This window comes from Vibrio sp. KUL78 (genome assembly GCF_059725505.1).
Genome location: NZ_AP045839.1, coordinates 78,432 through 99,207, shown reverse-complemented (window position 1 = coordinate 99,207; position 20,776 = coordinate 78,432). Strand labels below are relative to the sequence as shown.

Annotated in this window: 25 protein-coding genes; 10 read left to right on the top strand and 15 right to left on the bottom strand. The window is 43.8% G+C overall.

Going from position 1 to position 20,776, the window contains the following annotated elements; translation table 11 throughout:
- Positions 1-729: 729 nt before the first annotated feature.
- A complete protein-coding gene (locus AC6I8Y_RS26145; protein ID WP_498023344.1) occupies positions 730-1,206 on the top strand; it encodes a lytic transglycosylase domain-containing protein in 477 nt (158 codons plus the stop codon).
- A gap of 250 nt (positions 1,207-1,456) precedes the next feature.
- On the opposite strand, the gene AC6I8Y_RS26140 is transcribed toward AC6I8Y_RS26145, so the two are convergent.
- The 7 genes from AC6I8Y_RS26140 to AC6I8Y_RS26110 form a co-directional block, all read right to left on the bottom strand.
- Positions 1,457-1,855: a hypothetical protein gene (locus AC6I8Y_RS26140; RefSeq protein ID WP_498023343.1), complete on the bottom strand. Its 399-nt coding sequence runs from the start codon at positions 1,853-1,855 to the stop codon at positions 1,457-1,459.
- A gap of 12 nt (positions 1,856-1,867) precedes the next feature.
- Positions 1,868-2,296, bottom strand: a complete 429-nt coding sequence (locus AC6I8Y_RS26135) for a hypothetical protein (RefSeq protein ID WP_446569755.1) — start codon at positions 2,294-2,296, stop codon at positions 1,868-1,870.
- Positions 2,296-2,712: a hypothetical protein gene (locus AC6I8Y_RS26130; protein ID WP_498023342.1), complete on the bottom strand. Its 417-nt coding sequence runs from the start codon at positions 2,710-2,712 to the stop codon at positions 2,296-2,298. Before AC6I8Y_RS26130 ends, AC6I8Y_RS26135 begins: the two co-directional genes overlap by 1 nt.
- Positions 2,696-5,413, bottom strand: a complete 2,718-nt coding sequence (locus tag AC6I8Y_RS26125; RefSeq protein WP_498023341.1) for a TraC family protein — start codon at positions 5,411-5,413, stop codon at positions 2,696-2,698. Before AC6I8Y_RS26125 ends, AC6I8Y_RS26130 begins: the two co-directional genes overlap by 17 nt.
- Complete coding sequence (locus AC6I8Y_RS26120) at positions 5,410-6,099, bottom strand: TraV family lipoprotein (RefSeq protein ID WP_446569758.1); 690 nt, start codon at positions 6,097-6,099, stop codon at positions 5,410-5,412. The genes AC6I8Y_RS26125 and AC6I8Y_RS26120 overlap by 4 nt, the downstream gene beginning before the upstream one ends.
- Positions 6,096-6,848, bottom strand: a complete 753-nt coding sequence (locus AC6I8Y_RS26115; RefSeq protein WP_498023340.1) for a hypothetical protein — start codon at positions 6,846-6,848, stop codon at positions 6,096-6,098. Before AC6I8Y_RS26115 ends, AC6I8Y_RS26120 begins: the two co-directional genes overlap by 4 nt.
- Before the next feature lie 77 nt (positions 6,849-6,925).
- Positions 6,926-7,612, bottom strand: coding sequence for a hypothetical protein (locus AC6I8Y_RS26110; protein ID WP_498023339.1), 687 nt, complete (start codon positions 7,610-7,612; stop codon positions 6,926-6,928).
- A gap of 171 nt (positions 7,613-7,783) precedes the next feature.
- Between AC6I8Y_RS26110 and AC6I8Y_RS26105 the strand changes: the two genes are divergently transcribed.
- The 8 genes from AC6I8Y_RS26105 to AC6I8Y_RS26070 all read left to right on the top strand — a co-directional run bounded on the left by AC6I8Y_RS26105 (position 7,784) and on the right by AC6I8Y_RS26070 (position 13,207).
- A complete protein-coding gene (locus AC6I8Y_RS26105) occupies positions 7,784-7,984 on the top strand; it encodes a hypothetical protein (RefSeq protein ID WP_498023338.1) in 201 nt (66 codons plus the stop codon).
- A gap of 27 nt (positions 7,985-8,011) precedes the next feature.
- Entirely contained in the window at positions 8,012-8,536 is a 525-nt protein-coding gene (locus AC6I8Y_RS26100) for a hypothetical protein (protein ID WP_353500310.1), read from the top strand.
- Positions 8,537-9,063: 527 nt separating this feature from the next.
- Positions 9,064-9,663 (top strand): hypothetical protein, encoded by a 600-nt coding sequence (locus AC6I8Y_RS26095; RefSeq protein ID WP_498023337.1) that lies wholly within the window; start codon positions 9,064-9,066, stop codon positions 9,661-9,663.
- A 91-nt stretch (positions 9,664-9,754) separates the two neighbouring features.
- A complete protein-coding gene (locus AC6I8Y_RS26090) occupies positions 9,755-10,348 on the top strand; it encodes a hypothetical protein (RefSeq protein WP_498023336.1) in 594 nt (197 codons plus the stop codon).
- A 74-nt stretch (positions 10,349-10,422) separates the two neighbouring features.
- A complete protein-coding gene (locus AC6I8Y_RS26085; RefSeq protein WP_498023335.1) occupies positions 10,423-11,466 on the top strand; it encodes a PD-(D/E)XK nuclease-like domain-containing protein in 1,044 nt (347 codons plus the stop codon).
- A gap of 44 nt (positions 11,467-11,510) precedes the next feature.
- Complete coding sequence (locus AC6I8Y_RS26080; RefSeq protein WP_498023334.1) at positions 11,511-12,521, top strand: recombinase RecT; 1,011 nt, start codon at positions 11,511-11,513, stop codon at positions 12,519-12,521.
- Positions 12,511-12,663 (top strand): hypothetical protein, encoded by a 153-nt coding sequence (locus AC6I8Y_RS26075; RefSeq protein ID WP_367357794.1) that lies wholly within the window; start codon positions 12,511-12,513, stop codon positions 12,661-12,663. The genes AC6I8Y_RS26080 and AC6I8Y_RS26075 overlap by 11 nt, the downstream gene beginning before the upstream one ends.
- A 310-nt stretch (positions 12,664-12,973) precedes the next feature.
- A complete protein-coding gene (locus AC6I8Y_RS26070; RefSeq protein WP_353500300.1) occupies positions 12,974-13,207 on the top strand; it encodes a hypothetical protein in 234 nt (77 codons plus the stop codon).
- Between the two features lie 93 nt (positions 13,208-13,300).
- On the opposite strand, the gene AC6I8Y_RS26065 is transcribed toward AC6I8Y_RS26070, so the two are convergent.
- From AC6I8Y_RS26065 to AC6I8Y_RS26040, 6 genes are all read right to left on the bottom strand, one after another.
- On the bottom strand, positions 13,301-13,795 hold the full coding sequence (locus tag AC6I8Y_RS26065) for a hypothetical protein (protein WP_498023333.1): 495 nt from the start codon (positions 13,793-13,795) through the stop codon (positions 13,301-13,303).
- A gap of 10 nt (positions 13,796-13,805) precedes the next feature.
- Positions 13,806-15,155, bottom strand: coding sequence for a TraB/VirB10 family protein (locus AC6I8Y_RS26060; protein WP_498023332.1), 1,350 nt, complete (start codon positions 15,153-15,155; stop codon positions 13,806-13,808).
- Between the two features lie 10 nt (positions 15,156-15,165).
- Positions 15,166-16,329, bottom strand: coding sequence for a hypothetical protein (locus AC6I8Y_RS26055; protein ID WP_498023331.1), 1,164 nt, complete (start codon positions 16,327-16,329; stop codon positions 15,166-15,168).
- Entirely contained in the window at positions 16,326-16,976 is a 651-nt protein-coding gene (locus tag AC6I8Y_RS26050; RefSeq protein WP_498023330.1) for a TraE/TraK family type IV conjugative transfer system protein, read from the bottom strand. The genes AC6I8Y_RS26055 and AC6I8Y_RS26050 overlap by 4 nt, the downstream gene beginning before the upstream one ends.
- A 10-nt stretch (positions 16,977-16,986) precedes the next feature.
- On the bottom strand, positions 16,987-17,316 hold the full coding sequence (locus AC6I8Y_RS26045) for a type IV conjugative transfer system protein TraL (protein ID WP_446569772.1): 330 nt from the start codon (positions 17,314-17,316) through the stop codon (positions 16,987-16,989).
- Between the two features lie 521 nt (positions 17,317-17,837).
- On the bottom strand, positions 17,838-18,161 hold the full coding sequence (locus AC6I8Y_RS26040) for a hypothetical protein (protein ID WP_353500294.1): 324 nt from the start codon (positions 18,159-18,161) through the stop codon (positions 17,838-17,840).
- A 359-nt stretch (positions 18,162-18,520) separates the two neighbouring features.
- Here AC6I8Y_RS26040 and AC6I8Y_RS26035 point away from each other — a divergent pair, with 359 nt between their 5' ends.
- Positions 18,521-19,027 (top strand): nucleoside triphosphate pyrophosphohydrolase family protein, encoded by a 507-nt coding sequence (locus AC6I8Y_RS26035; RefSeq protein WP_498023329.1) that lies wholly within the window; start codon positions 18,521-18,523, stop codon positions 19,025-19,027.
- Between the two features lie 52 nt (positions 19,028-19,079).
- Here AC6I8Y_RS26035 and AC6I8Y_RS26030 read toward each other — a convergent pair whose 3' ends face one another.
- Both AC6I8Y_RS26030 and AC6I8Y_RS26025 read right to left on the bottom strand, forming a co-directional pair.
- Positions 19,080-19,763 (bottom strand): GmrSD restriction endonuclease domain-containing protein, encoded by a 684-nt coding sequence (locus AC6I8Y_RS26030; protein ID WP_498023328.1) that lies wholly within the window; start codon positions 19,761-19,763, stop codon positions 19,080-19,082.
- Between the two features lie 47 nt (positions 19,764-19,810).
- On the bottom strand, positions 19,811-20,770 hold the full coding sequence (locus AC6I8Y_RS26025) for a LysR family transcriptional regulator (RefSeq protein ID WP_498023327.1): 960 nt from the start codon (positions 20,768-20,770) through the stop codon (positions 19,811-19,813).
- Between the last annotated feature and the right edge of the window lie 6 nt (positions 20,771-20,776).

Below are 20,776 nucleotides of genomic sequence, written 5' to 3'. Positions count from 1 at the left end.
ATAAACTTTCCTCTTTGTTTAACCTGTGTCAATAACGTTTTTGAGTGACTATTTGAAATACGAAAAGCCTTGAAATCAAATTCTTTAACTGCGATCTTTTGAGAATTGCCATTTTTAATCGGTTGTGCCACAAAGTCGTGTTGTAGGCCGTTTGAGCAGTCGGTGAATTTGAGACGTCATTGACTAATACTTTCATCCTGAATGCGTTGAAGAGGCTTTCAATAGCTTTCTAAATAGTGTGGTAGCTCAACATGGTTTGTTGCAAGATAGGGTGTCAGAAGAAGTAACTACGCTGTGCTCGATGCAAGGAATATGTAACTTTGGTTGAGGTGGTTATTTAGGTTGTGGTTGATAGGGATAATCGACATCAGCTATTTGAACAATATCGCAGAGCTGAGTCATCGATGGGTAAACAAAAAATTCTGTAAGGACTTAGTAGGAATTCATTGGAGGGCGCGATTGCCTGTATTTAATAGATAATAATGTGGAAAGTGATTCAGCGAGCCCAAACAGAGGTTCAGGATGAAACTGCTGCGGAGGAAATGTGCGCAGTAGTACACTAAGTGTTGTTAGCACATGCTTACCGCCACTTAGTTTCTATTTGCTAGACAACTTTTCGTGATAGCCAATTAAGCAACCAATCTCAGCCTTACTAAGTAAGTTCTTTCGTCACCACTACACCTCACAAACTAGATTTTGATTTAAGCGACGTAAAGTGAGGTGCTTGCTATGTTTTTCGATGTTCCTATACATGACGACTTACCCCAAACAACTCTGACACATGAAGAGCGCTGTGTGACAGTTACAGAGATTGCTGACAAGAAAAAAGTACCCCGCGATTTCTTGAACTTACTCGTAATTGCTGAAGGCGGCAAAAAAGGACAAGTTGTGGCCAACACCGATGGCTCTAGCGACCTGGGACCTGCTCAGGTAAACACAATCCATCACGAATACATCGAGCGCCACTACCCCGGAAAGAGTTGGAGTGATGTTGCTTCTAATGTGGAGCTCAATTTCTCAATTTCAGCCGATATCTTCCGCCAATGCCTTCATCACCCTTCGGTACAACAAAACGTCTGGGAGGCTGTTGGCTGCTATAACAGTAAGACGGTTAACATCAAAACCCGATACCTCTACAGGGTAATGCGTGTTTGGGACAGAATACAAAGGAGTAACGAGCTCAGTTGCCGAAATTATTGGTCTTAAGGCCCCTAGTTTTGGAAATGACAGCAGTTTACGACGCTAGTGCACATATCTAGTGTTGAGGGACACGTTGTACACTGATTCTTAATCTCTTGCATACCAATGGTTCTAGCAAGTCCGACATTCCACTGGAGTCGGAAAGCAGTTCCCAAAACCAATTTAGTCTACAAGCTTCATAGTGCGGTGACGCTATTACAATAAATGTAAGGAGAAAACTCTAGCGCGACGATAAATGGTTCCACATCAATACTCCTTAGAAGCGAAAGCGCAATCTAAGTATGGTAAAGAACGGATAGTAAAGACGCGCACAAAACATTGCCGCTCCTGTTGCACTTAAAACTATCACCCAAGCTTGAAGACCATCTTTAACATCGACACCATCCTGTAAATTTAAAGATGCTATCAATATCAAGTGAGTCACAAACACAATAGCTCCAATAAGCACACCGGCTATCGCGCCTACCAGGGGTGGCAGAGAATTCTGTGTGTAGGGCAACATGGCCAGACAGGTAGAGATGGGGCTCATTTTTATCAAAGAATCACGTAACCAATACACTTCAAAGTAGTGCAGCGTTACCAACACAACTACTAATATACTTAGCTGAACGATGGTAAAGCATGCCAGAGCTTTGGTGGTTGTCAGGCTATCCATAGGGCTTCCATTTTAGATCTGAGGCTCAAAAAAAGGAGGGGTAGAAAGCGTGTTTATCATTGCCACATCGTTTCCGATATCCGTTATTTTTCCAACGTCAGGAGTATCGAAACTCACTGATACTGACCATAACAGGCTACTCTCACCATTCTTAAAGTCTGTCTGAAAACTGCCATGGCAAAGTACGGTTTCGGGGGCGGTATTTTCGCAGTTCTGAGTTACCAATCTTACCCGCTGTATACCACCTTGAGACTCTGCAAATTCTCTGTTTCGCGCCAATAATGGCTCAGACATCGCTTTACTTGATGTAGGGGTCACTTCGTATAGTGATGCTGCTAATCCGGACATTGTTTTGAGGCGCTCCACTTTAACTTGATTCTCAAGAAATAGCATCAAACCGCAATTAAAAACAATAACAAAGAATACAATGCGCCATTTCATTACTGAACCACTGGCGCGGTATAAGTTGCAGAATCAACGTCGGCATTGTACTCATCGAGCGTGTATGAATAGTCGACAATTTTTTCTGACCAAGCACCTAAGTTATTGCAATCCAGGTTGGAAAGCGCAAAGCGATCTAGAAGATATGACTGAGGGTGGCCCACTGATTGTGCAATTGCCAACATCTGTACACCTAAAAGGTTTGGTGTCTGAACAATAAACTCGCTGGTCGTAATTGAGCACGCCCTTGAGACATTTTCAGCCAGTTTTTCAACAGTATCTGAACATGTGTCACACGCTTGTTTGTACCCATCTAGAAGCCCTTTAGCACTCTGAGTATAACCGCCTGTAGCCAACGCGACTGGTGATATCAAGGCAAGTAGAAGCAGAAGTTTGTTTTTAGTGCACCATTTCATTTCTCGTTCCCTCATCTAGAAAGCCAAAGAAGGCGTCTTCTTCATCGAACTCGTTTACTCTGTTCTTGATGTCATCGCCAAAACTCTTATCTCCGCGATCTTCAAGCACACGCTCTATCGCTTCGTCCAAACTTAGCCCCATCTCTCGATAGCGTGCTAAATCCTGCCGGTCTTGTGGATCGGTTGAATACATCAAGAGCATTTCTTTGGGTGCGTAGAGCCGAACTATTTCAGATATCTCATCGCCAATCTGCAGGAAGATTTCTGAATACTTGCCCTTGACCGTGCGAACGGATTTCAGCAGTTCGAATTGCTGGTCAGTTAAGTCCAAATAGCCATTCTTCTTAACTGTATTGATAGTGTCCGATTTCTGGTAAAGATAGAATCGATAGACTGAGTTTGCTGCGATACTGCGACCAAGTTGGGTTTCGTGAATATCAGATAGCATCTGGGTACATATACCCGCGGACGCTTCCACTTTTCTAAACCGACGATAGGCCTGATCGAGAAAGTTAGAAACCGGATTCATTTCCCCTTCCTTACCGTTTTCCGATTTTTGCAGAAACTCCCAGCACTCATCTATAACTAGCATTTTACGGCGCCTGTCTGATGGATTTTCATCACTCAGGAAGAAGTGCCTGTAACACAAATTAATGATTTGCATCAGCGCTAACAATTGGACTTCTGGTAGCGACTTAAGCTCTTCGAGCTCACAAACAATGAATGGATTGTCGAGATCCGGTGGTGGCTTTTTGGTTGTAAAAATATCACCGTAAATTTTGCCCTCACAGTATGGTTCAATCATGAGAGCGATTTCTTGGATCTCAGGTAGCTTATGTTTTTTGCAGTATTCAGCAAACAGAGTAACGCTCGATGCTTGCTTATGATCGTTCCACATACTTTGAAGTACTTCGGGCATCTGAGCCTCTTGTATCCGCGATAGACGACCTTTAGGGTCAGCCATCCACTTCAACAAGTCTAAAATCATGCCAGATTGACCGTCTTTACCACCCCACTCTACGATTGACGGGAATGGGTTAAGTGAGTACTTCATGTCTTCGCCAAACGTGATGTATTGTCCGTTCAGCGCTTCACACAAGTTTTTATATGAGTAGCCAACATCAATAATCATGACCATGCCGCCGTCACAATGCTTCATGTTCATGGCTGGTAACGTTTTGGCTAGGGTTGCAAGCTCACGCTCAGACATCTCTTCTAAAAGTGACAGCAGATACCTTGATGGCTTCTTACCGCTACCGAGTATGCAAGTTGCGATGTAGTTGATAACAAAACTCTTACCACTACCCGACTCGGCACTAATTAAAAAGTTCATCGAGCCATTCGTTAGATAAGGGTTGAATCCAAAGAGCTGCATGTCTCTTGTCACAAAGGGCACTATGGGCTCATGCGGGGCATTACCATCGCTAGAAGCAATGACTGGTGTTAAGAAGGCAGCCACGTCCGATGGCATCAATAGATAGCGGTTAATAAAATCCATTGAGGGCTTGTCAGGACCAAAAGGCGTACAGTGAAGAAATAAGGGGCTTGTCATGTATTTATCTAGTTCAAGTTCGAAGCCTGCCGGTGAACTAGCGATTTTCTTCATTCTCGAAACTTGACGCTGAAGATCTTCTTCATCGTCTCCCCACACGAAAAACTGCAAGTGGCAGTTCACCAAGCGTGAGCCTTTTGCCTCGAGCTTTTTATACATTTCGTCCAAGTCACCAAGTTGCCATCTCACTTTCTCAGACCAGTTGACGAGCTTGTTACCCCTTTGCATATCCATGGTTTTGCGCATTCGATATTTCGAGCGCTTCTTTTTGTCATGGTTTGGGAAATGGACATTAAGGACAATTGCAAAATTTGACCAAATAGTATTGTGACCAAACCGCCAGTCTGAGAAGACGTTGAGCATGTCTCCGAATCCAATCGCAGATGGATATGTCTTTGGCGAAAGAGAAGCAATTGGTTTTTCATCAATCAATACTTTATCGCTCTGGAACTCGACCGCTCCACCTACTTCCATGACCTGCTCGCGAGCCATGTACAACTCATTCTTATTCTTTTTACCTTTACGCCAGCTCGCCGAGTCTCGGCGATTGTGCATTCGCTGCATGACCGACAGCCAGTCCCACTGATCCATCTCTTGTGGTCGCAGTCCCACTTTTGTGAGTGTCTCCTCTATGGTGATGCATTTGTCGTAGAAATCATCGAATTCCTTATCCAATGGTCGACCGTAGCGGCCTTTAACAGGGATCTTTATGGTCAGGTAAGCATTAAAGTTTCGAGCTCGGCAATTGCTATTATCAAAACCATTCTCCGCCGATCTACGATAGTGTTTTGCTATCATTTTCGACATTGCCGTGAGCTTCTCATCAGTCTCTGGGTTAGATTGTCGACCGCCATGGAAGTGTGCAAAGTTCTGCTCGAATCCACTGACATCTTCATTTGCCCACAACATCACTTGCGCAAAGGTGTCTTCGGGAAACTCTGTTTTAAAGATGTCTTCCATCATGTTCTGAAGCTCTACATTACCACCAGACACAGGCTTTAGCTCATACATTCTTCCGATGTATCCGTCATCAAGTACAAAGTACCCAAATCGTTCTCGGCCTTTAGGTTTCTTCACATAGTCGATGACAGGTAAAAGGTCTGAAAATTTCCCTTCTTTATTCTGACGCTCATAGTAATCTGCAATCATTGGTCACCTCCTGATTGGATCTCTCGCATGAGCTTGAATGCGTTCTGCTTAGCCTGCTCCTTCACTTCAGAAGGCGATGGCGCAGCCTGACCATTTCGGCTTTCTACGCCAATCTCGCCACTATCTTTGACCTGATACGATTGAATCTGCGACGACTGTCTTAATCCTACATCGATAAATTGATTTGCTTGACTGCGCGCATTCCGGTCAATAACCCATGTGCGAGAGCGAGCTTCAATGTAGCTATGACCTGGAACTTTAAGTCTGTCATTTACATCGACATATGGACGTATCAGATTGCGGACAATATCAGCGGGTCTTCTCATAGCGACTGGCTCAGGGGCTGGTAGCATGAGATGTTGGTACGGATCAGGCTTTACATAAGGCTTGGCAGTGTGTGTTGACGGGGAGCTTGTGTTCGATTGTTGGCTTGACTCTTCCGGACTTACCACTGTGCCATATGGCACTTTCTTGCCTTCTTCATCTAGAACCACTACCCGAGAATCACCCGTGTCTTTGGCATAATCTTCGGCGTTATTGTAGTGGTTGGTAATTTCATAGACTTCGCGAGACGAAGCGCACTTGATACCATGAGTCGAGCCTGCACATGTCTGCTCTTCTTCATGCCCCACGACTGAGCATCCGACCAACAGCAATGGCATGATTGCGAGAATGAGGTTCTTCATTGTTTAGCTCCTTCGAAAAAAACACGCTCGAATTTGGCAAAATCTTTGGGCAAACCGACCTGAGTGTTCGCACCACCAGCAAACGTTGGTACCCCCATCTGGCCAGTACTAAGTAGACGCAACCCAGCAACGGTAACGTTCACATCAGAGACTTGTTGTTTACAATCACCCACCTTCGGGAAACGATGCTCACTGAAGCTACCACGAAGAAGTGCCTGGTAAGCGCCTTCTGGATTTGCGCTGCACGAAGCCAAAATGGTGTTCTTGTAATCGTCTGCGGAAAGAATGGGGGCAATGGCTATAAAGAATTGTTTGGAGGGATAGCGAGACTGCAGCTCTTGCTTGAATGTTTTACACGCAGAGCAGTTTGGTGCAACGAATAAGGTTCCGCCAAAATCAGCTGCGCCTTTATTGATGGTATAACCTACAAAATACTCCCTCGGCTCAATCCCCATATCATGAAGCGTCGGTGTCATCGCTAATTTGAAATCATCAAAGGAATTGAGAACCTTAGCGTTTACAGATTGGATGATGGTCGGGTTTTTTATCACAAAGCGGCCATCAGCCGTCGCAAGGTAGATATCACCTGACTCCAGCTCAGCAATTACAATGCCTGGCGTTTGGTAGAAAGCAGACTGTTTGATATCAACTTCACCAAAGACGCTCGGGTCAACCTTTTGCTCTGCTGCCAATTGATAGTGAAATAGTGTCGCGCTAAAAAGAAGCAGCGATCGTGTGAATCTGTCCATACTTGCTCCTATGTTTAGGGCAAGTATGGTGAGTTGAAAACATGCTAGAACCAATTAAGCAGCCAAAAAGACCACCCTTAAATGCCTTTCTTCTCCACGTGGAAGTCTAAGCATTGGATCCCAAACGTCGCACACCAATGATGCACTGTTTCGCACAGCTGTCGATTTGTCCTATCGCGAAGCACAAGTACCGCATTTGAATAGATGATGTTGGCAAACAGCTTTAACTTAACGCATCCAACCTCTCGAGCAGAAGCCTGGGGGTAGCAATGTAACAAGTGTGCGGGAGCGCATACTGAAAGTTCACCAGGCCTTGGCACTGTATCGATTAAAACTGGGGTCAGATCCAGCTCTGTCTGTTTGTTTCTAAAATCCAATACAAGTACTCGAAACTCAGTCTGACTTAAAAGCTGGCGATGATAATTGCCGCAGAGCTTGAACGTTGTTGTCGGTTCTGCTTCAACTACTTTGTTAAGTGCATCAAGATAGCGCTGGTCGGCCGGAGCACCGCGGCCAATGTTCATTTTCAACAGGTAGAAATCCATATCTTGACGCGATTTCTCTAATATTTTTCGGCAAGTGATCAACTGCTCAACCAATTGCTCTGAGTCATACCAAGTAGAGCCTTGCGAAACCGTAAGGTGATACACACGGTTGTTCAGCCCTGACACACTGCTATACCCTATATTGGACAGCACAACGGGAATGCCTACATTAAAATAGACGCCCTCAACTTGTTTCACTGGCACGATATATCCGTTCACATCTCACCTCTACCGTTACTTTTTGCACTCATCATTACTAATCTGAGTTCAATCTCGGTCCTGCTAAACACAATTTTTTTAAAATTTGGCTTTTTTGGCTGCTTATTTGGACTTTTGTGGCTCAGCCGTGGTGTTTAATAGAGCTAACTCAAGCAAAAGAGTGGTGATTGTATGACTAAGGAACAAGTATCAATCCTGTATAGCATCGCACTAGGAGAGACCATTGATGGAAACGAACGTCTCGAGGTACTGGCTCTGAAGCGAGCACGATTGGTTGGCTCTGTTTTCATTCAAAACCACAGAATTCATGCGGCTCTGAGTTCACGCGGCCGTAAGTGGCTTCGAGGAGCAGCTATTAGGGCTTCTCACTAGTTTATAGTCAATAATGGAGAACATCTCATGAAGTTAGTTTTAATAGACGCCGATCAATTTCACATACCGCTAACTCTACGCGATCTCTCTGGACGTGATGTTAGTGTCATCGCGTCATCCGCCACAAAATCTTGCAGCGTCAACATTGATAACCTGCAGTTCAAACGGGTGGAATGCCGTAAAGAAGCCGCGGATTTGGAGTTAATCTTAGAGGCAAACACACTGCTACAGGAAGGCCTAATTGACCATGTGACAATTATCACCAGAGACCACAAGCTCGCTGACATGGCGCAACGTTTGGCTGAACGTTATGGTGTTGCATTCCTTCGTTACGGTCAGGACGACTGGTTGCATGTGATCCGCAAATCTCTACTCAACCTGAAAGACAATAGAAAGAAAATCACTAGAGATACCGTGAAGCTGCTAAAGCAACATCCTAATGGGCTTAATTTTGAGAACATTGCGCGTCAACTATCAATGTCGCGAGCTGGGCTAGCTAAGATCTTGGAGCAGAAGCAGTTTACGCGTGTCGCAAACCGTTATTATTGTTAAAGAAAATGGCCAGTGCGGACGATTCCTGCTGCACTGGCCAATTTAGGATTTGTTGTTATTTTTATACATTACCCGGTATTTTTATAGTATTTGAGGATACCAAGCAAGCAAGTTAAATATATTAACTACCACTATCTAAAATACATGCTAGTGAATACGTTTCACGGAATCATTCACCGAAGGCATATTATCAAAAATCACCCCTTCAGGAATATAGTTCGCTGTTAATCCTTTACGGGTAATGAAACATTTATTCCGGCTACTAATGACAGTTTTATAATTATATTTATAATACAGCATGCCGTAATGGGCGTATTTATTTAACCTACCATGCACTAACCTATTAGTAAACACATCCATCAAAAAGTTTATTTTCAATGACTTACAGAAGATTCTACTGCGTAAGGCTTTGAAGTAGTGAATAAATTTGAAAATAATATTCACTTGCATTGTGTAATTGCGTATATTGTTTTCTATAATAACCAAAAAAAGAATTTTCATTAGTCAGCTGGAATTTGCAATTTGATATGGACATCAAAAAAGACTTTATCATCGTTGTCGATGAGACCTTTATCTCGACATCATTAAAGAATGAATTAAGCAAGCGCGTAAGTCATTCAAACATTTATATTTATCGAAGCCTTTCTGAAGCAAAAGCGCTTGATTACGATGGCGCGTCCTACCATTTCATCATCGACATGGGCATATCAGGGGCCACCCCGTTTGATATCATCTATTGGATTCGTACCGTTCGTGATGTCTTACCTTCAACCACAGTATCATTGATGACAAAAAACTCGGACTGGCCACTGCTTGAAGCAATCTGCCACGAACTTGACATCGATCACCTTATCGACAAGAGCAAAGAAGAGAACATCATCGACGTGATTTTTTCTCCCAAGCAGACTTTGACAGTCACTGAACGTGAATTAGAGAGAGCTGCTGCACTGCTGGATTGTTCTAGAACAAAAGCAGACACGCTGACAAAACTTGCTCAGTACACCCCTCAAAACTCTATCGCCATTGATGAAGACAAAACCAACGCCGCGATTTCAAAGCGTATCGGTAAAGTCGTTCAACAGGTTGGTATACAATATTCCGCTTTGTTGCTTTGGTTTAGAAAATAGTCGCCTAGTAAGGACCTTGGACGGGTAGAGCTTGCTCTATCATTGGCAGAATCATTTCACCGCGATCTAATTCTGACCAATGTGAGGCATTATGAACCGTCATGTTCTGCTTATAGAAGACGACTTGGTTATGGCTAGAGGTATTGAACAATCTATATTGCATACCATGTCAAGCAATCTGGTAACAACTATCACCACGCTCCAGCAGGTGAAATCGATCCCAAGCTTTGAGACCTTTCATCATATTATCTGCTCCCTATCATTGCACCATTGCAGCCACTATTCGATTCTTAAGTTCCTTCACGCTATTAAGCAAACCTACCCCACTATCATCGTTACACTGATGCACAAAGAGAATGATACCGCTTTGCTCAACGCAGTAGCATCAGTGGCCAAAATCGACTTTTTAGTAGATAAACGAGACGCTGCGAGTCATGAACAGATTCTAAGTTCAGGCTCGGTACCCACTTACACTTGTAAACGTGACATCGAACGCGCGCATTTTCTACTTGGTCTTGACGAGAGTCGGTCGCAAATACTCGCTGAGCTCGCCCGCTACACATCGCAAAAAGCAATAGCTCTGGATGCTAACATAACTAATGCGGCCATCTCTAAGCGCATTTCAGGACTAGTAAAAAGTGCGCAGTTTCCACTCGCAAAACTTCTTTTATGGTTTCGAGAGTAAAAATCACCCTTAAAAGGACTTAACTTCCATCTCTTGGCGTTAGGGTGGTATCAAATCGCAATGAGGAGATACCCATGAACGCTGCAACCCAAACCTGCTTTATGAACTCTACAACGCCGATTCAACAGGCATATGATGAACAAGGCAACCCAAACTACCTGCGAGAAGGCCAGCTTCTTGAAGGTATCTATATCGGCCTAGAGAATAATGTCTACCATGAACTGCCCGCAATCAGTTCTAGCCAGATCAAAACCTACATTACAAAAGGTGCGGCGCATTATTATCGTCGATATCTCTCAAATATTGAGACTACGCGCACGAAGAATCTAGCTCAAGAGCGCACGCTAGATACAGGGACTATCATTCATGAGTTAATCCTGGAAGGCACCGGCTTCTATGATCGTTACTATCGCCTGCCACTTGAGAAAGACTACCCTGATGCCCTTATCACACAAAAAGAGCTCGTATTGGCATGTGAAAAGCACCAAGTTGACGTTCCAAAGTCTGCGACCAAGCCTGTCCTAGCTGAGGCACTAAAATCCGCGAATGCCCCAGTAACCATTTTTGACGACGTTCTAAAAAACATTGAAGACGACCCTTATAACGAAGATAAGACAGGTTTGGACGGTATGGTTTGGGACAACGCCCATCGAGCTTATAAAACCTTTGAGGAGCACCCAACAGCAAGTGCTTTCATCAGTAATGGCCTCGCAGAAGTGACCTTCATTGCTAAATGCCAAATCACGGGGCTAATCCTTAAATGCAGATTTGATTGGCTACGTTTTGATAACCATGCAGTTGATGTCAAAAGCACGCGTTCAACCTCCATCAACGATTTCGTCAGACAAGCAGGCTCTTTGGGTTACCACTATCAAGAAGCCTTTTACACCTATGTCGCTTCTTTGCTCAATGTCGATCTGGAGGACTTCATTTTTCTGTGCGTTGAATACTTGGAAGCTGATATCACTGAGATCATCCGGGTTCGAAACAAAGAGAGAGCATTCACCAAGACTTTACGAGCTTTGAAAGACTTACAAGCACGTCTTCATGCAGATGATTTTGTAACTGGAGTGAGTAGCGGTGGTGTTGTAGAGGTCGACATCCCTGAGTACTACTAAAAATCAGTCAAGAACTTACCCTTAAACCAAAGGAGAACTGCCACATGTTTAAAAACTCAACGACTTATCAAACACTGCAGGCTGCGAAACCAGAGTACATTAAACGTGCAGCTAGAATGCCCCATTTGGATGCAAATGCTGAGTTTCAACGTATTGAGAATGCAATTGAACAATTTGGATTCGAAATTTACAACGACCTAGACCAATGCTCTATCTATTACACCGTTTTGGAGATGGCGGAGGTCGCTCTGTCCATAGAGGAGGGGCTCAATCACGCTACCCTTCTATTCAACAAGCATCCAGACTCTGGGGACTATGAGTTATGCTACTACCCTATTTACCATGGCATGATTCAGCTTCTCAAAGAGTCGAATTGCGTAAAACGTATTGATGCAGCACTGGTATACAACGGAGATAATTTTGTGTTCCAGGGCATCAACAAGGATGTAATTCATGAGGCAACATTCAATTCCACCGGTTTGGAGAATATCCAAGCAATGTATGGAAGGGTTGAGGTGGTCGATGGTGAAATTTACGTCGAAGTTCTGGAGCGCGAATTTGTAGAGGCTACAATTAAACACCATCAGAACAGCCCAGTCGCTTCTTCACTTTGGTCGAATGAATTCGTAACCGTCATGCTCAAGAAGACTGCGCTTCGCCGTGTTATCGCCAGCTGCGTGGATTTATTCTTACACGATAACCCAGAACTCAAAATACGCTTGCAAGCACTTTCACGTATCGAGCGACGTTTTTGGAGCATGATTGAGGCCAACCAGTTCATTGACCATGAGCTGCGACGCAACCAAGCTATTGAGCTCGCCAAAAAGGAAAGCGCTGAAGATACCGCTTTCGCCTTCAAAGTACCCAGTCGCTTCAATGCAAAAGTGGTGACCTCCGAGTACACGCACATCATTGACCGGGTACCAGAAGCATCGGCTACTTCGGCGCCAAGCTATAACGCAGGCTATATCATGGGGCAAAGCACCGAACAGACACCAGAAGTGACCGACTGCAACGTTTTCAGTGGAAGAGGATGGATGGACGATGAATGGTAAAGACACTCAGCTTAAAACTTTACTGAAGAAATTGACTAAGCAAAACCCAAAGAACTTTCTAGGCAAAGATGTTTCTAGCCCCTTGGCGATTGCGACCCTATTTAGTCATCGTACAAGGCAAACAGAGCCTTCAGAGAAGTAAGAAAAAATGAAAGCCATTAACAGATAGCTAAAGATTAAATTGATCCAGTCTCAAAATTGAGAACTTACGTTTAGAACTATGCTAAATCGCTTTCAATCAATACGTTATCAATCTAACAAACATGCACAGAACGTTAATTATGTGGGGTTAATTCAGAAATATAAATTTTGGGTTGCTTAATCTTAAAAACCGTACGCTTCAAAGCCTATACTAATCGAGTGATGATAAGAAGTGCTTTTAGCACTTACAGAAACGTCAAACCATTGGATTAAAAAGATTATTTGTAATCATAAGAATAAGCGGATAGCGTATGATTGAAACGTTGATAGTGTTACTTTGTATTATTGCTGCTCTTAAACTGGTCTATTTCATTATTAACCTATATAAAGAGCTTCGTTTTGTGCTTGATGAAATGTCTCAAATCAAAGACCAACGAATAGCCAGCTCTCTTGCAAAAGAGCGAATTAACAAAATACTTAAGGCATGGCCGCTAAAATGGCTTGATAAGCCTATGAACAGAAAAGAAAACGCCAGCAACTTTTAATCAACATCCTCAATTAAAAAGGCTTGCATGACACTTAGCATGCAAGCCCTGTTCTCCGTAGTTATCTCAACGAAAACTACTCTTGTTCTAGATTCACTGACCGTTAGCTAACGCATTCATTTCGTCGATACTTATTAATGGAGCCTGCCATTCTGCTGGTATCGCCCCTTCAACTGCACCTGCAGACAGCACGATATAACCTTTACGATTCAATATCGTGATCATGTTCTTATGGTAGGTCTCAATCGAAACGGCAGAATAGCCCTGTGCCCTCAAGTCATCGTGAACTTGTCGATATGGGTAAACTACTAGTCGAGATGAGGCTTCGTGCTTCAAAGGTGCTTCATCTGAAGTAAACCAAATTGTATTTGCCATGAAGGCCAGTATGACCATCTGCAGCGCGAGCAAGATAACTAGAATACGTGTTCCTTTGTGTGAAGAGGCAGAAGAAGCAGAAGTGTTTAGCACCCTTTCCATACGGGACTTCTTATCCTTTGTCTCTTCACTTTCAATCATCTCCTCTAGGTCTTGTTGAGGACCTATCACATCTATCATATTCTCATTCACAGAGTGCTGCTTGTCCGACATGCTCGCCCCCTTAGTCTTGGAAAGTTAAAGTGAGTGGAGCTTGAAGAAAAAACGTGACCTCTTGGAATGCATCCACGTTGATGGTTGGCCAGATCTCTTCCAGCATCTTCACGTAGTAGTCTGCAATCCTATCTAGCGCCGTTGCAGTTCCACTAAGACCTGCAGCCGCTCCGATAGAGCCAAGATCAGGAGTTTGAAATCCGCCACCTTCTGAATTAACGTCAATACCGACGACACGCTGAGGAGCAATGCCTTGCGCTAAACCTGAAAAGAAACCTGCCCACATGGAACCTTTTAACACTTCTCCGTTTCGAGCCACCAGCATACCTGATATTCCGGCTTTACCATCAGCACCAGTGGCATAGCCTTTCGCATTTGATTCGGCCACACGCCCCTGCTCATCAATACACACAATAGATTCCATACGCATATAAGCACGGCGGTCTGATAAAGAACCCACTGCTGAAACCAAAGCTTGGCAATCACGTAAATCAACTCGGTAGTTGTTAGGCAGTAGTGCATCATGTTTGATTCGCACTGCAGCTGGAAGCGGTTCGCGCTTTGAGCCTACCGATGTTGGTGCCTCCATACCAGATAACAGCACACCGGTAATCAAGCTGGTGGTAGGCAGTTGCACCTTATAAGATACTTTCTCAGGTGTAGCTTCTAGTTTGGCGAGTGCTTCTGAAAGCTCGGCTTCTTTCTTATCACGCCAGGCTTGTAGCTCAGCTTCGGATTCTGCTTTCTCAGGCGTCATAATTTCGTTTGCTTTAACAAGGGTTTTTACCTGTCCGTTTTGAAGTAAAATCGTATCGTTCGCCTCATCGACACTTCGTATACCGGAGACTCTATTCGGAAGACTTTGGTTAAGTTGATTAGTGCTTGACGAAGGCCTTGGTACCGAGCTTGGCTCAACGGTTGCCCTATTCCCATTTGCATCCACTGTTACTTGGCGGCTATTGGGAACCTGAGTTCGTTGGTAAGGGGTTCGCTCAAGTGTTTTCTGACCCGTTTTCCAAAGCGTCAACTCATTGTCTAACTTATCGACTTTTTTCCCCATACGTTCCAACTGACTGTATAGTGCATCGTACTCGTAGCTGTTATTGTTGATTTTTGAGCGCTGATCTTCCAGCGCAATACGTGTTAGCTCATCTTGAACTTGCGCCATTTCTTGGCGCTCAAGCAAGTCACCTGTGTTATTTGGCGCGTAAATGGGTGTAATTTTTTTCTTTGCTTCAATTTGATCCGCTATTTTTTCTGGTCGAATAAATAGACTAACAAGCAAAGCTACAACTGCTATTACACCGAATACAACACCGAAACGTACGGTACTGTTTTCCCAATATTGTTTAATATCCATTGCTCTACCCTCAGTCCAATAATGAAGGACGCAGCCTTCTCGATTTCATTCGAGTCTCATGCAAGCGGTCTCGTACAACGTATACTTCTGTCTTCTCGCCAGGAGCTAAAGTTGTTCGATTTAGGATCCCTGTAGAAATTACATCGTCATCTATCCAACACTGGCTCTCTTCAAGAACAACGTTGTATCGATTTTTATTCTCTACCAGCACCACATCGACAATGCGCCTCGAAGAAATAAGTCGTTGCTTAGTGACCGCATAGGCGTCAAACCTGCAAGGGTATCGAGCAGAGTCTGGAATGTTTTCACTTAAGTCGAACCCATTGGGTCTCCCATTACCTGCTACTTGTGCAACGAGCAAGTCGATGGAAGTTTCGTAATCATTGCTTTGGAAGTCCGGATCTGACTGTAGCAGGAGCTCTGACTCCATATCTCTGATCCGTGCTTCTTGCTCTTGAATGTCATGTTGTCGCTCTCGTTTAACCTTGGCTATTTGAGACTTCATGGTCGAATTAAAACGAACTTTTATATCCACCATGGCCGGCATCACATTAAGCGGCACGATTGATACATTGATTTGTGTATCTGGCACCCCTTTTTCAAACATAATGAGTCCAAATGGTGCATCTGACTCAGTAGAGAAATAGACATGTGAACCTTCAACTTTAAGCACTACATTTGGATCGCTAGAGCGCACTGTTATCTCGGAGAAATTGACTTTAATCCTATTAAGAATGTACTTTGCAGCAGGTAGCGTTATGTTGTCACCAGCATTGACTTTATACCGCTGTACACCTTTATATTTCTTCATCATGTTTGCCTGCAGTCGTTCCATAGACGACAGTGGCCTAGGCGGTGCTTCGTTGTTTATAGGCTCTACATTGTCAGTTGGCCGAGAGTTTTGAGGGGTTAGTGACACCGCTTTTTCTGCGCCTACGGTGCTGACAGAGCGTCCAAAATCATCTTTTTGGCTTTCTTTCGTTAAATTGATGAGCTTTTGCTTTTTTTCAACAGGTAGCTGGTCAACAACTTGCGACATGACGGACTCTACCTGTTCTTCTGTCAATTCTTGCTTGTTGTTGTCCACTGGAACGATGTTCGCCACCTGCGCATAGGTTGGCGTTATCCCTATTCCAACTAGTAGAAAAGCAATTGCCATTGTTAGATTTTTCATTGTGTGGACTCCCTTGAAAAGCGGGCTCTATCGATTTTCGGAGCACCTTCGTATTGGCTGATGTGCATCAGTTTCGGCGTACCAAACGCGTTTTGAATGCTGATCTCATATGTCCATCTGATGGGGCGACTGTTCAGCCTCTCATCGTCTGAAACACGTTTGCTCTTAATACTTCGCTGACCGTATATGATGACCCTGTCATACTTCTCATCGTAGAAAGAATCGACAACGTCGAACTCTTGGTATTGATTACGAATCGACAGAGCTTTGACGTGTGCTTCAAGTTGAGACGCCATCACTTCATAGTCATCACCACGAAGCATTGGTTTAAAAGCATCAAGTACCGTATCGAGAGAGCGCTCATTCGCGTTACCAAGCAGTTCAGCAATAGCGACCGCCCACATTCGCTTCCAAGCCTCATCTGCTTTCTCACCAACTAGAGTGAATGCCTCTGCAAAGTTTGGAGGGGTCACCGTCATCACTGGCTGCTTAGAAACAATTGAGAAGACCAATACCAAGTTGGCGAGAACACTGATCATAAGCATTGTGGTCAACTTCTTCGCTTGATTGATAGCGGCCGTCCAAGTTCCTTGTCCAGGTGACAGAGATTCTGTTTCATTATTTTCTTTGCGCTTGAATAAATTCATGTTCAAGTCCCTACTTGTAGAAACGGCGATTGTATGGATTGGGTTTTGAGCGAGTTTGTTTGGTGTTTATTAAGCCGTACCACCAAAGAAGGTGTTTAAGTCGACCTCTCGGATACTTGCCTTTGATGTAGGCATACCCAGCTGCAATGAATATCCCAGCAACCATGAAAGGGAGAACGTCTCGTGTGTAGTTACCAATCGCGATAGCGCCGAGAATGATGCCAAGCGTGTCGGATTCAATCGACATCAATGACCATTTTTGGTTGATACCTGTCGGAATATAGGTGTGTGTTTCTGGTAGAGCGGGCTTCGCATCTTTGTCTACGTCTATTTTACTCATGAGTAAACGCCTCTATAACTTCGCTTAGCTTCCAGTAAAGACAATGACGTTGGATGATTTCGCAATTAAGCGACCCATCTGGTGCAGGTTAAAAAAGTTAACCATTCATTTGTTGATGCCAGTTCGTTGGCAGCTGGCAATAAAAAAGCCTGCTCAAACAAGCAGGCTGTACGCCAAAATCGAAAGTGAAATGGATAGAGCAAGGGAGTGCGAACCTAGGTTGCCATCTCTTCGCATTAGCGAAGAGAACCGAGGTATCTTCGCTAATTTACTCCATTTAAAAGCAGCGTATTGACGTAAGAGCCATCGCTCCCTGGATACAAAGCAACAGGTTGTATGGCAATACTTGAGTCGTTAGTTTTCATATAGTCACTCATTTTGATTATGCGCGCGTAGTCTAATCGATGTAGCGGTTAAAAAAGTCCGTTTCTTTCTTTTTTATTCGATGTTGTATTTTATTTTCGTCGCAGCATAAAAAAGGCTCCTTTCGGAGCCTAGTTGGTTGGGTAATTGAATTGTAATTAAACTGGCAAACCTGCGGAAAGCATAGTTGTGATGATTGTGTTCAACTGTGCAAGTACGACCATGACGATGATACTCGCCCCTAAACCAACAAGGTTTGGACGTACAATGGAGAAAATAAGCACACCGGCGACCGTAAGAAATGCTACGATTTGGCCAGGAATACCATCGGCGAATGAAATTAAGTCGTCCATTACGCCTTGGAAGGCATCACCACCTGAACCAGCCATAACAAGTGAACTGGCACAAAGTAATGCGAAGGCAAGAGCGTAGCGCAACTGAGAAAGGTTAGATTTAAAAGTGGAGTTTAGTTGACCTAGCATACGACATTCCTTTAGTTGTGTGTTGAAGTCGTAACGAGTATCGATAAGTTCCTCCCTTTCAAATTCTATTAAGCACCCTAATTTTTGTGATCACTAAAAAAGAGACAACACTTTTTCTAATCTATTGATTGTTCATTGATTATTAGTTTCTCACAGAAAACTGAGTAAATTATTGATTAAATCGCTTGTGCTAAATTGCATGCAAATCGGGCTAAAATCCTTATTTGGTACAATTAAGCTGCCCAAAAAACGTTTTCATTTTTGAACCACTAATTCTATTTCACTTGACGCACACTCCTTTCGAGAGCCATTAATAAGTAGAACTTGTCTTGAACGCGATTTCTACGTTGGGGAAAGGTATGACATCAATCTATCAAAAAGCGCTGGATAAATGGGGCGAAACGTCACAAGTACTCATAGCCACGGGCGAATGCGGAGAACTAATAGCAGAAACCACTCGGCATTACATACAGCAGAAGTCGACCTTAGACGCATTTATTTCTGAGCTTGCTGACGTTTCCATCGTGATGGAGCAAATGCAGCTACTATTTGAAACCTGTCGAATAAACAACGAAATCAAGCAAACGCCCCCCGTCTTTAAAAACTTAACCGTACCACATTGTGCTGTGCTGACTTCCCAAGCGTGCGCTGTATTTATTGCAGAAGCAGTAAGTTACTATATCGAACAAGAAGAGAATCATGATGCTGTGCTGAGTGCCGTCGCTATCGTTACAGTCAGAGTCGATGAAATGAAGAATATAGTTGGTGCTGAGCATTTCGACATCGTAAAGTCTAAAAAGCTAAGCCGGCTAGAAGCGATTATCGATGGTCGATTCGAACATCCGCATAAAATAAAAGCCTCATAGTACCGACAGACGCCATGCTCTTAATCGTCAATTGCAACAGCTCGAAAGCAGGTTAATTACACACAACACCATCATCATTCGCGTCGTTCATGAACTTGTATGCAGCGTGCGCCCGAAGGACAGGAGCGATACCATGGAGGCGAGCTTCGGCACACGAAATTTTGCCATTCTCATTTTCATCGTACAGAGCAAGAGGGTCTAACTGTACGACCTTAACACTCACATCTGTATTTGGTGGATAGAATACCATTTCAACACTACTGCAATTCGATAGTATCGACTCTAATGCCTGCTTTTCTGCATCGTCGACAGTCAGAGAATATTTACGCTTAATCATAACTACTCTGTTCGCATACCAGCATTGATTGACTTTAGCGGACGCCAAAGTCAGGTTCAATAGATCAGACGCGAAGTCTTTCCTTGTTTGAGTAGACGCATCGCAAAGTCCGCTATCATGCCCCTCTGCAGCCGCAACTATGTGTTCGATATCGGTATTCTTCGCTGAAGAGAAATAGCTACCGCTATACGGGCCATAGATCTTACCGTCCATCTCACCAATGATGTCCGTTTCCAAAGATGCTCGATAAGGATATTGTTTTTTCTTGTTATAGTCGGAGCAGCGATTTTCTGGTGCGACAACCAGCCCTCGCCATAAGTCCTCGGCCACATTCTCAGAGTGAGAGCTAAACGAAGCGCCGCTCAATGCCAGTAGTAAATATTGAAAGTATGCTTTCATTGTCGTCCCTTCACTAATACAAAAGCCACCAGCCCGCGCTGGACTTATTAATCCATCATTGAGAAAGCTTTGATAGGTTCAAGTTTCAAGTGCCTGTTGTTATCAAGACCACTTTTTACATAGTCTACAAACGCACGAAGCTGTCGAGGAATGTACTTTGATTGCACATATTGAGCGATAATTTTGCCCTGGTAGTTACCACTCACATGCCAATCAGCGAGGAGCGGTACAAGGGTACCATTATCAATATACGACTGAACTGAAAACTCCGGAAAGACTGACACCCCGAGCCCACGAAGCACCGCTTCTCGACGAATTTCACTATGATTTACCGCAAAACTGCCTTTAACGTCCACTGTCGTTGAGTGTCTGTTCGACGAGAATGACCAGATTTTATCTCTTGGGTTCTCTCCTAGGCACAAACAGTTGTGTTCTGAAAGCTTATCTGGATGAGATGGCATACCAATACGTTCTACATATGCAGGGCTTGCACAAAGAATTAATCTGCATTGCCCAAGGCTAGTAGCAACAAGATTCTCTTTGGGTGAATTTGTGATTTGAATTAATACATCAACTTCATCACTCATAGGATCGATAAAGTGATCTGCTACTTTAAAATGTAAATCGACATTTGGATAAGCCTCTGCAAAGTCCAAAACTATTGGCATTAAAACTTGTCGTGATAACGCTTTTGGAGCCGCGACTCTTAACGAACCGCATATATCCTCTTGTTCAGATTGTGCAGCAAATACTGCGTTCTTAGCAGAACCCAACATTTCAAGGCAATGCATATGGACTTTTTTGCCTACTGGGGTCAAAGCCATATGTCTAGTGCTACGCTCTATGAGTTTTTCATTCAGCGAAGCTTCAAGTCTATGAATAGTTCGACTTACTGAAGACGGCGCACAACCCAGCACTTTTGCCGCCTTTGCAAAACCACCTTGTTCGATGACTTCTACGAAAACTGCCATCTCATGCAATAGTCCGATCAACTTACTTTTGTCCACAGAGCA

Coding starts and splice junctions, on each gene's coding strand:
- AC6I8Y_RS26145 (WP_498023344.1), top strand. CDS start 730: ATGTTTTTCGATGTTCCTATACATGACGACTTACCCCAAACAACTCTG.
- AC6I8Y_RS26140 (WP_498023343.1), bottom strand. CDS start 1,855: ATGGATAGCCTGACAACCACCAAAGCTCTGGCATGCTTTACCATCGTT.
- AC6I8Y_RS26135 (WP_446569755.1), bottom strand. CDS start 2,296: ATGAAATGGCGCATTGTATTCTTTGTTATTGTTTTTAATTGCGGTTTG.
- AC6I8Y_RS26130 (WP_498023342.1), bottom strand. CDS start 2,712: ATGAAATGGTGCACTAAAAACAAACTTCTGCTTCTACTTGCCTTGATA.
- AC6I8Y_RS26125 (WP_498023341.1), bottom strand. CDS start 5,413: ATGATTGCAGATTACTATGAGCGTCAGAATAAAGAAGGGAAATTTTCA.
- AC6I8Y_RS26120 (WP_446569758.1), bottom strand. CDS start 6,099: ATGAAGAACCTCATTCTCGCAATCATGCCATTGCTGTTGGTCGGATGC.
- AC6I8Y_RS26115 (WP_498023340.1), bottom strand. CDS start 6,848: ATGGACAGATTCACACGATCGCTGCTTCTTTTTAGCGCGACACTATTT.
- AC6I8Y_RS26105 (WP_498023338.1), top strand. CDS start 7,784: ATGACTAAGGAACAAGTATCAATCCTGTATAGCATCGCACTAGGAGAG.
- AC6I8Y_RS26100 (WP_353500310.1), top strand. CDS start 8,012: ATGAAGTTAGTTTTAATAGACGCCGATCAATTTCACATACCGCTAACT.
- AC6I8Y_RS26095 (WP_498023337.1), top strand. CDS start 9,064: ATGGACATCAAAAAAGACTTTATCATCGTTGTCGATGAGACCTTTATC.
- AC6I8Y_RS26090 (WP_498023336.1), top strand. CDS start 9,755: ATGAACCGTCATGTTCTGCTTATAGAAGACGACTTGGTTATGGCTAGA.
- AC6I8Y_RS26085 (WP_498023335.1), top strand. CDS start 10,423: ATGAACGCTGCAACCCAAACCTGCTTTATGAACTCTACAACGCCGATT.
- AC6I8Y_RS26080 (WP_498023334.1), top strand. CDS start 11,511: ATGTTTAAAAACTCAACGACTTATCAAACACTGCAGGCTGCGAAACCA.
- AC6I8Y_RS26075 (WP_367357794.1), top strand. CDS start 12,511: ATGAATGGTAAAGACACTCAGCTTAAAACTTTACTGAAGAAATTGACT.
- AC6I8Y_RS26070 (WP_353500300.1), top strand. CDS start 12,974: ATGATTGAAACGTTGATAGTGTTACTTTGTATTATTGCTGCTCTTAAA.
- AC6I8Y_RS26065 (WP_498023333.1), bottom strand. CDS start 13,795: ATGTCGGACAAGCAGCACTCTGTGAATGAGAATATGATAGATGTGATA.
- AC6I8Y_RS26060 (WP_498023332.1), bottom strand. CDS start 15,155: ATGGATATTAAACAATATTGGGAAAACAGTACCGTACGTTTCGGTGTT.
- AC6I8Y_RS26055 (WP_498023331.1), bottom strand. CDS start 16,329: ATGAAAAATCTAACAATGGCAATTGCTTTTCTACTAGTTGGAATAGGG.
- AC6I8Y_RS26050 (WP_498023330.1), bottom strand. CDS start 16,976: ATGAATTTATTCAAGCGCAAAGAAAATAATGAAACAGAATCTCTGTCA.
- AC6I8Y_RS26045 (WP_446569772.1), bottom strand. CDS start 17,316: ATGAGTAAAATAGACGTAGACAAAGATGCGAAGCCCGCTCTACCAGAA.
- AC6I8Y_RS26040 (WP_353500294.1), bottom strand. CDS start 18,161: ATGCTAGGTCAACTAAACTCCACTTTTAAATCTAACCTTTCTCAGTTG.
- AC6I8Y_RS26035 (WP_498023329.1), top strand. CDS start 18,521: ATGACATCAATCTATCAAAAAGCGCTGGATAAATGGGGCGAAACGTCA.
- AC6I8Y_RS26030 (WP_498023328.1), bottom strand. CDS start 19,763: ATGAAAGCATACTTTCAATATTTACTACTGGCATTGAGCGGCGCTTCG.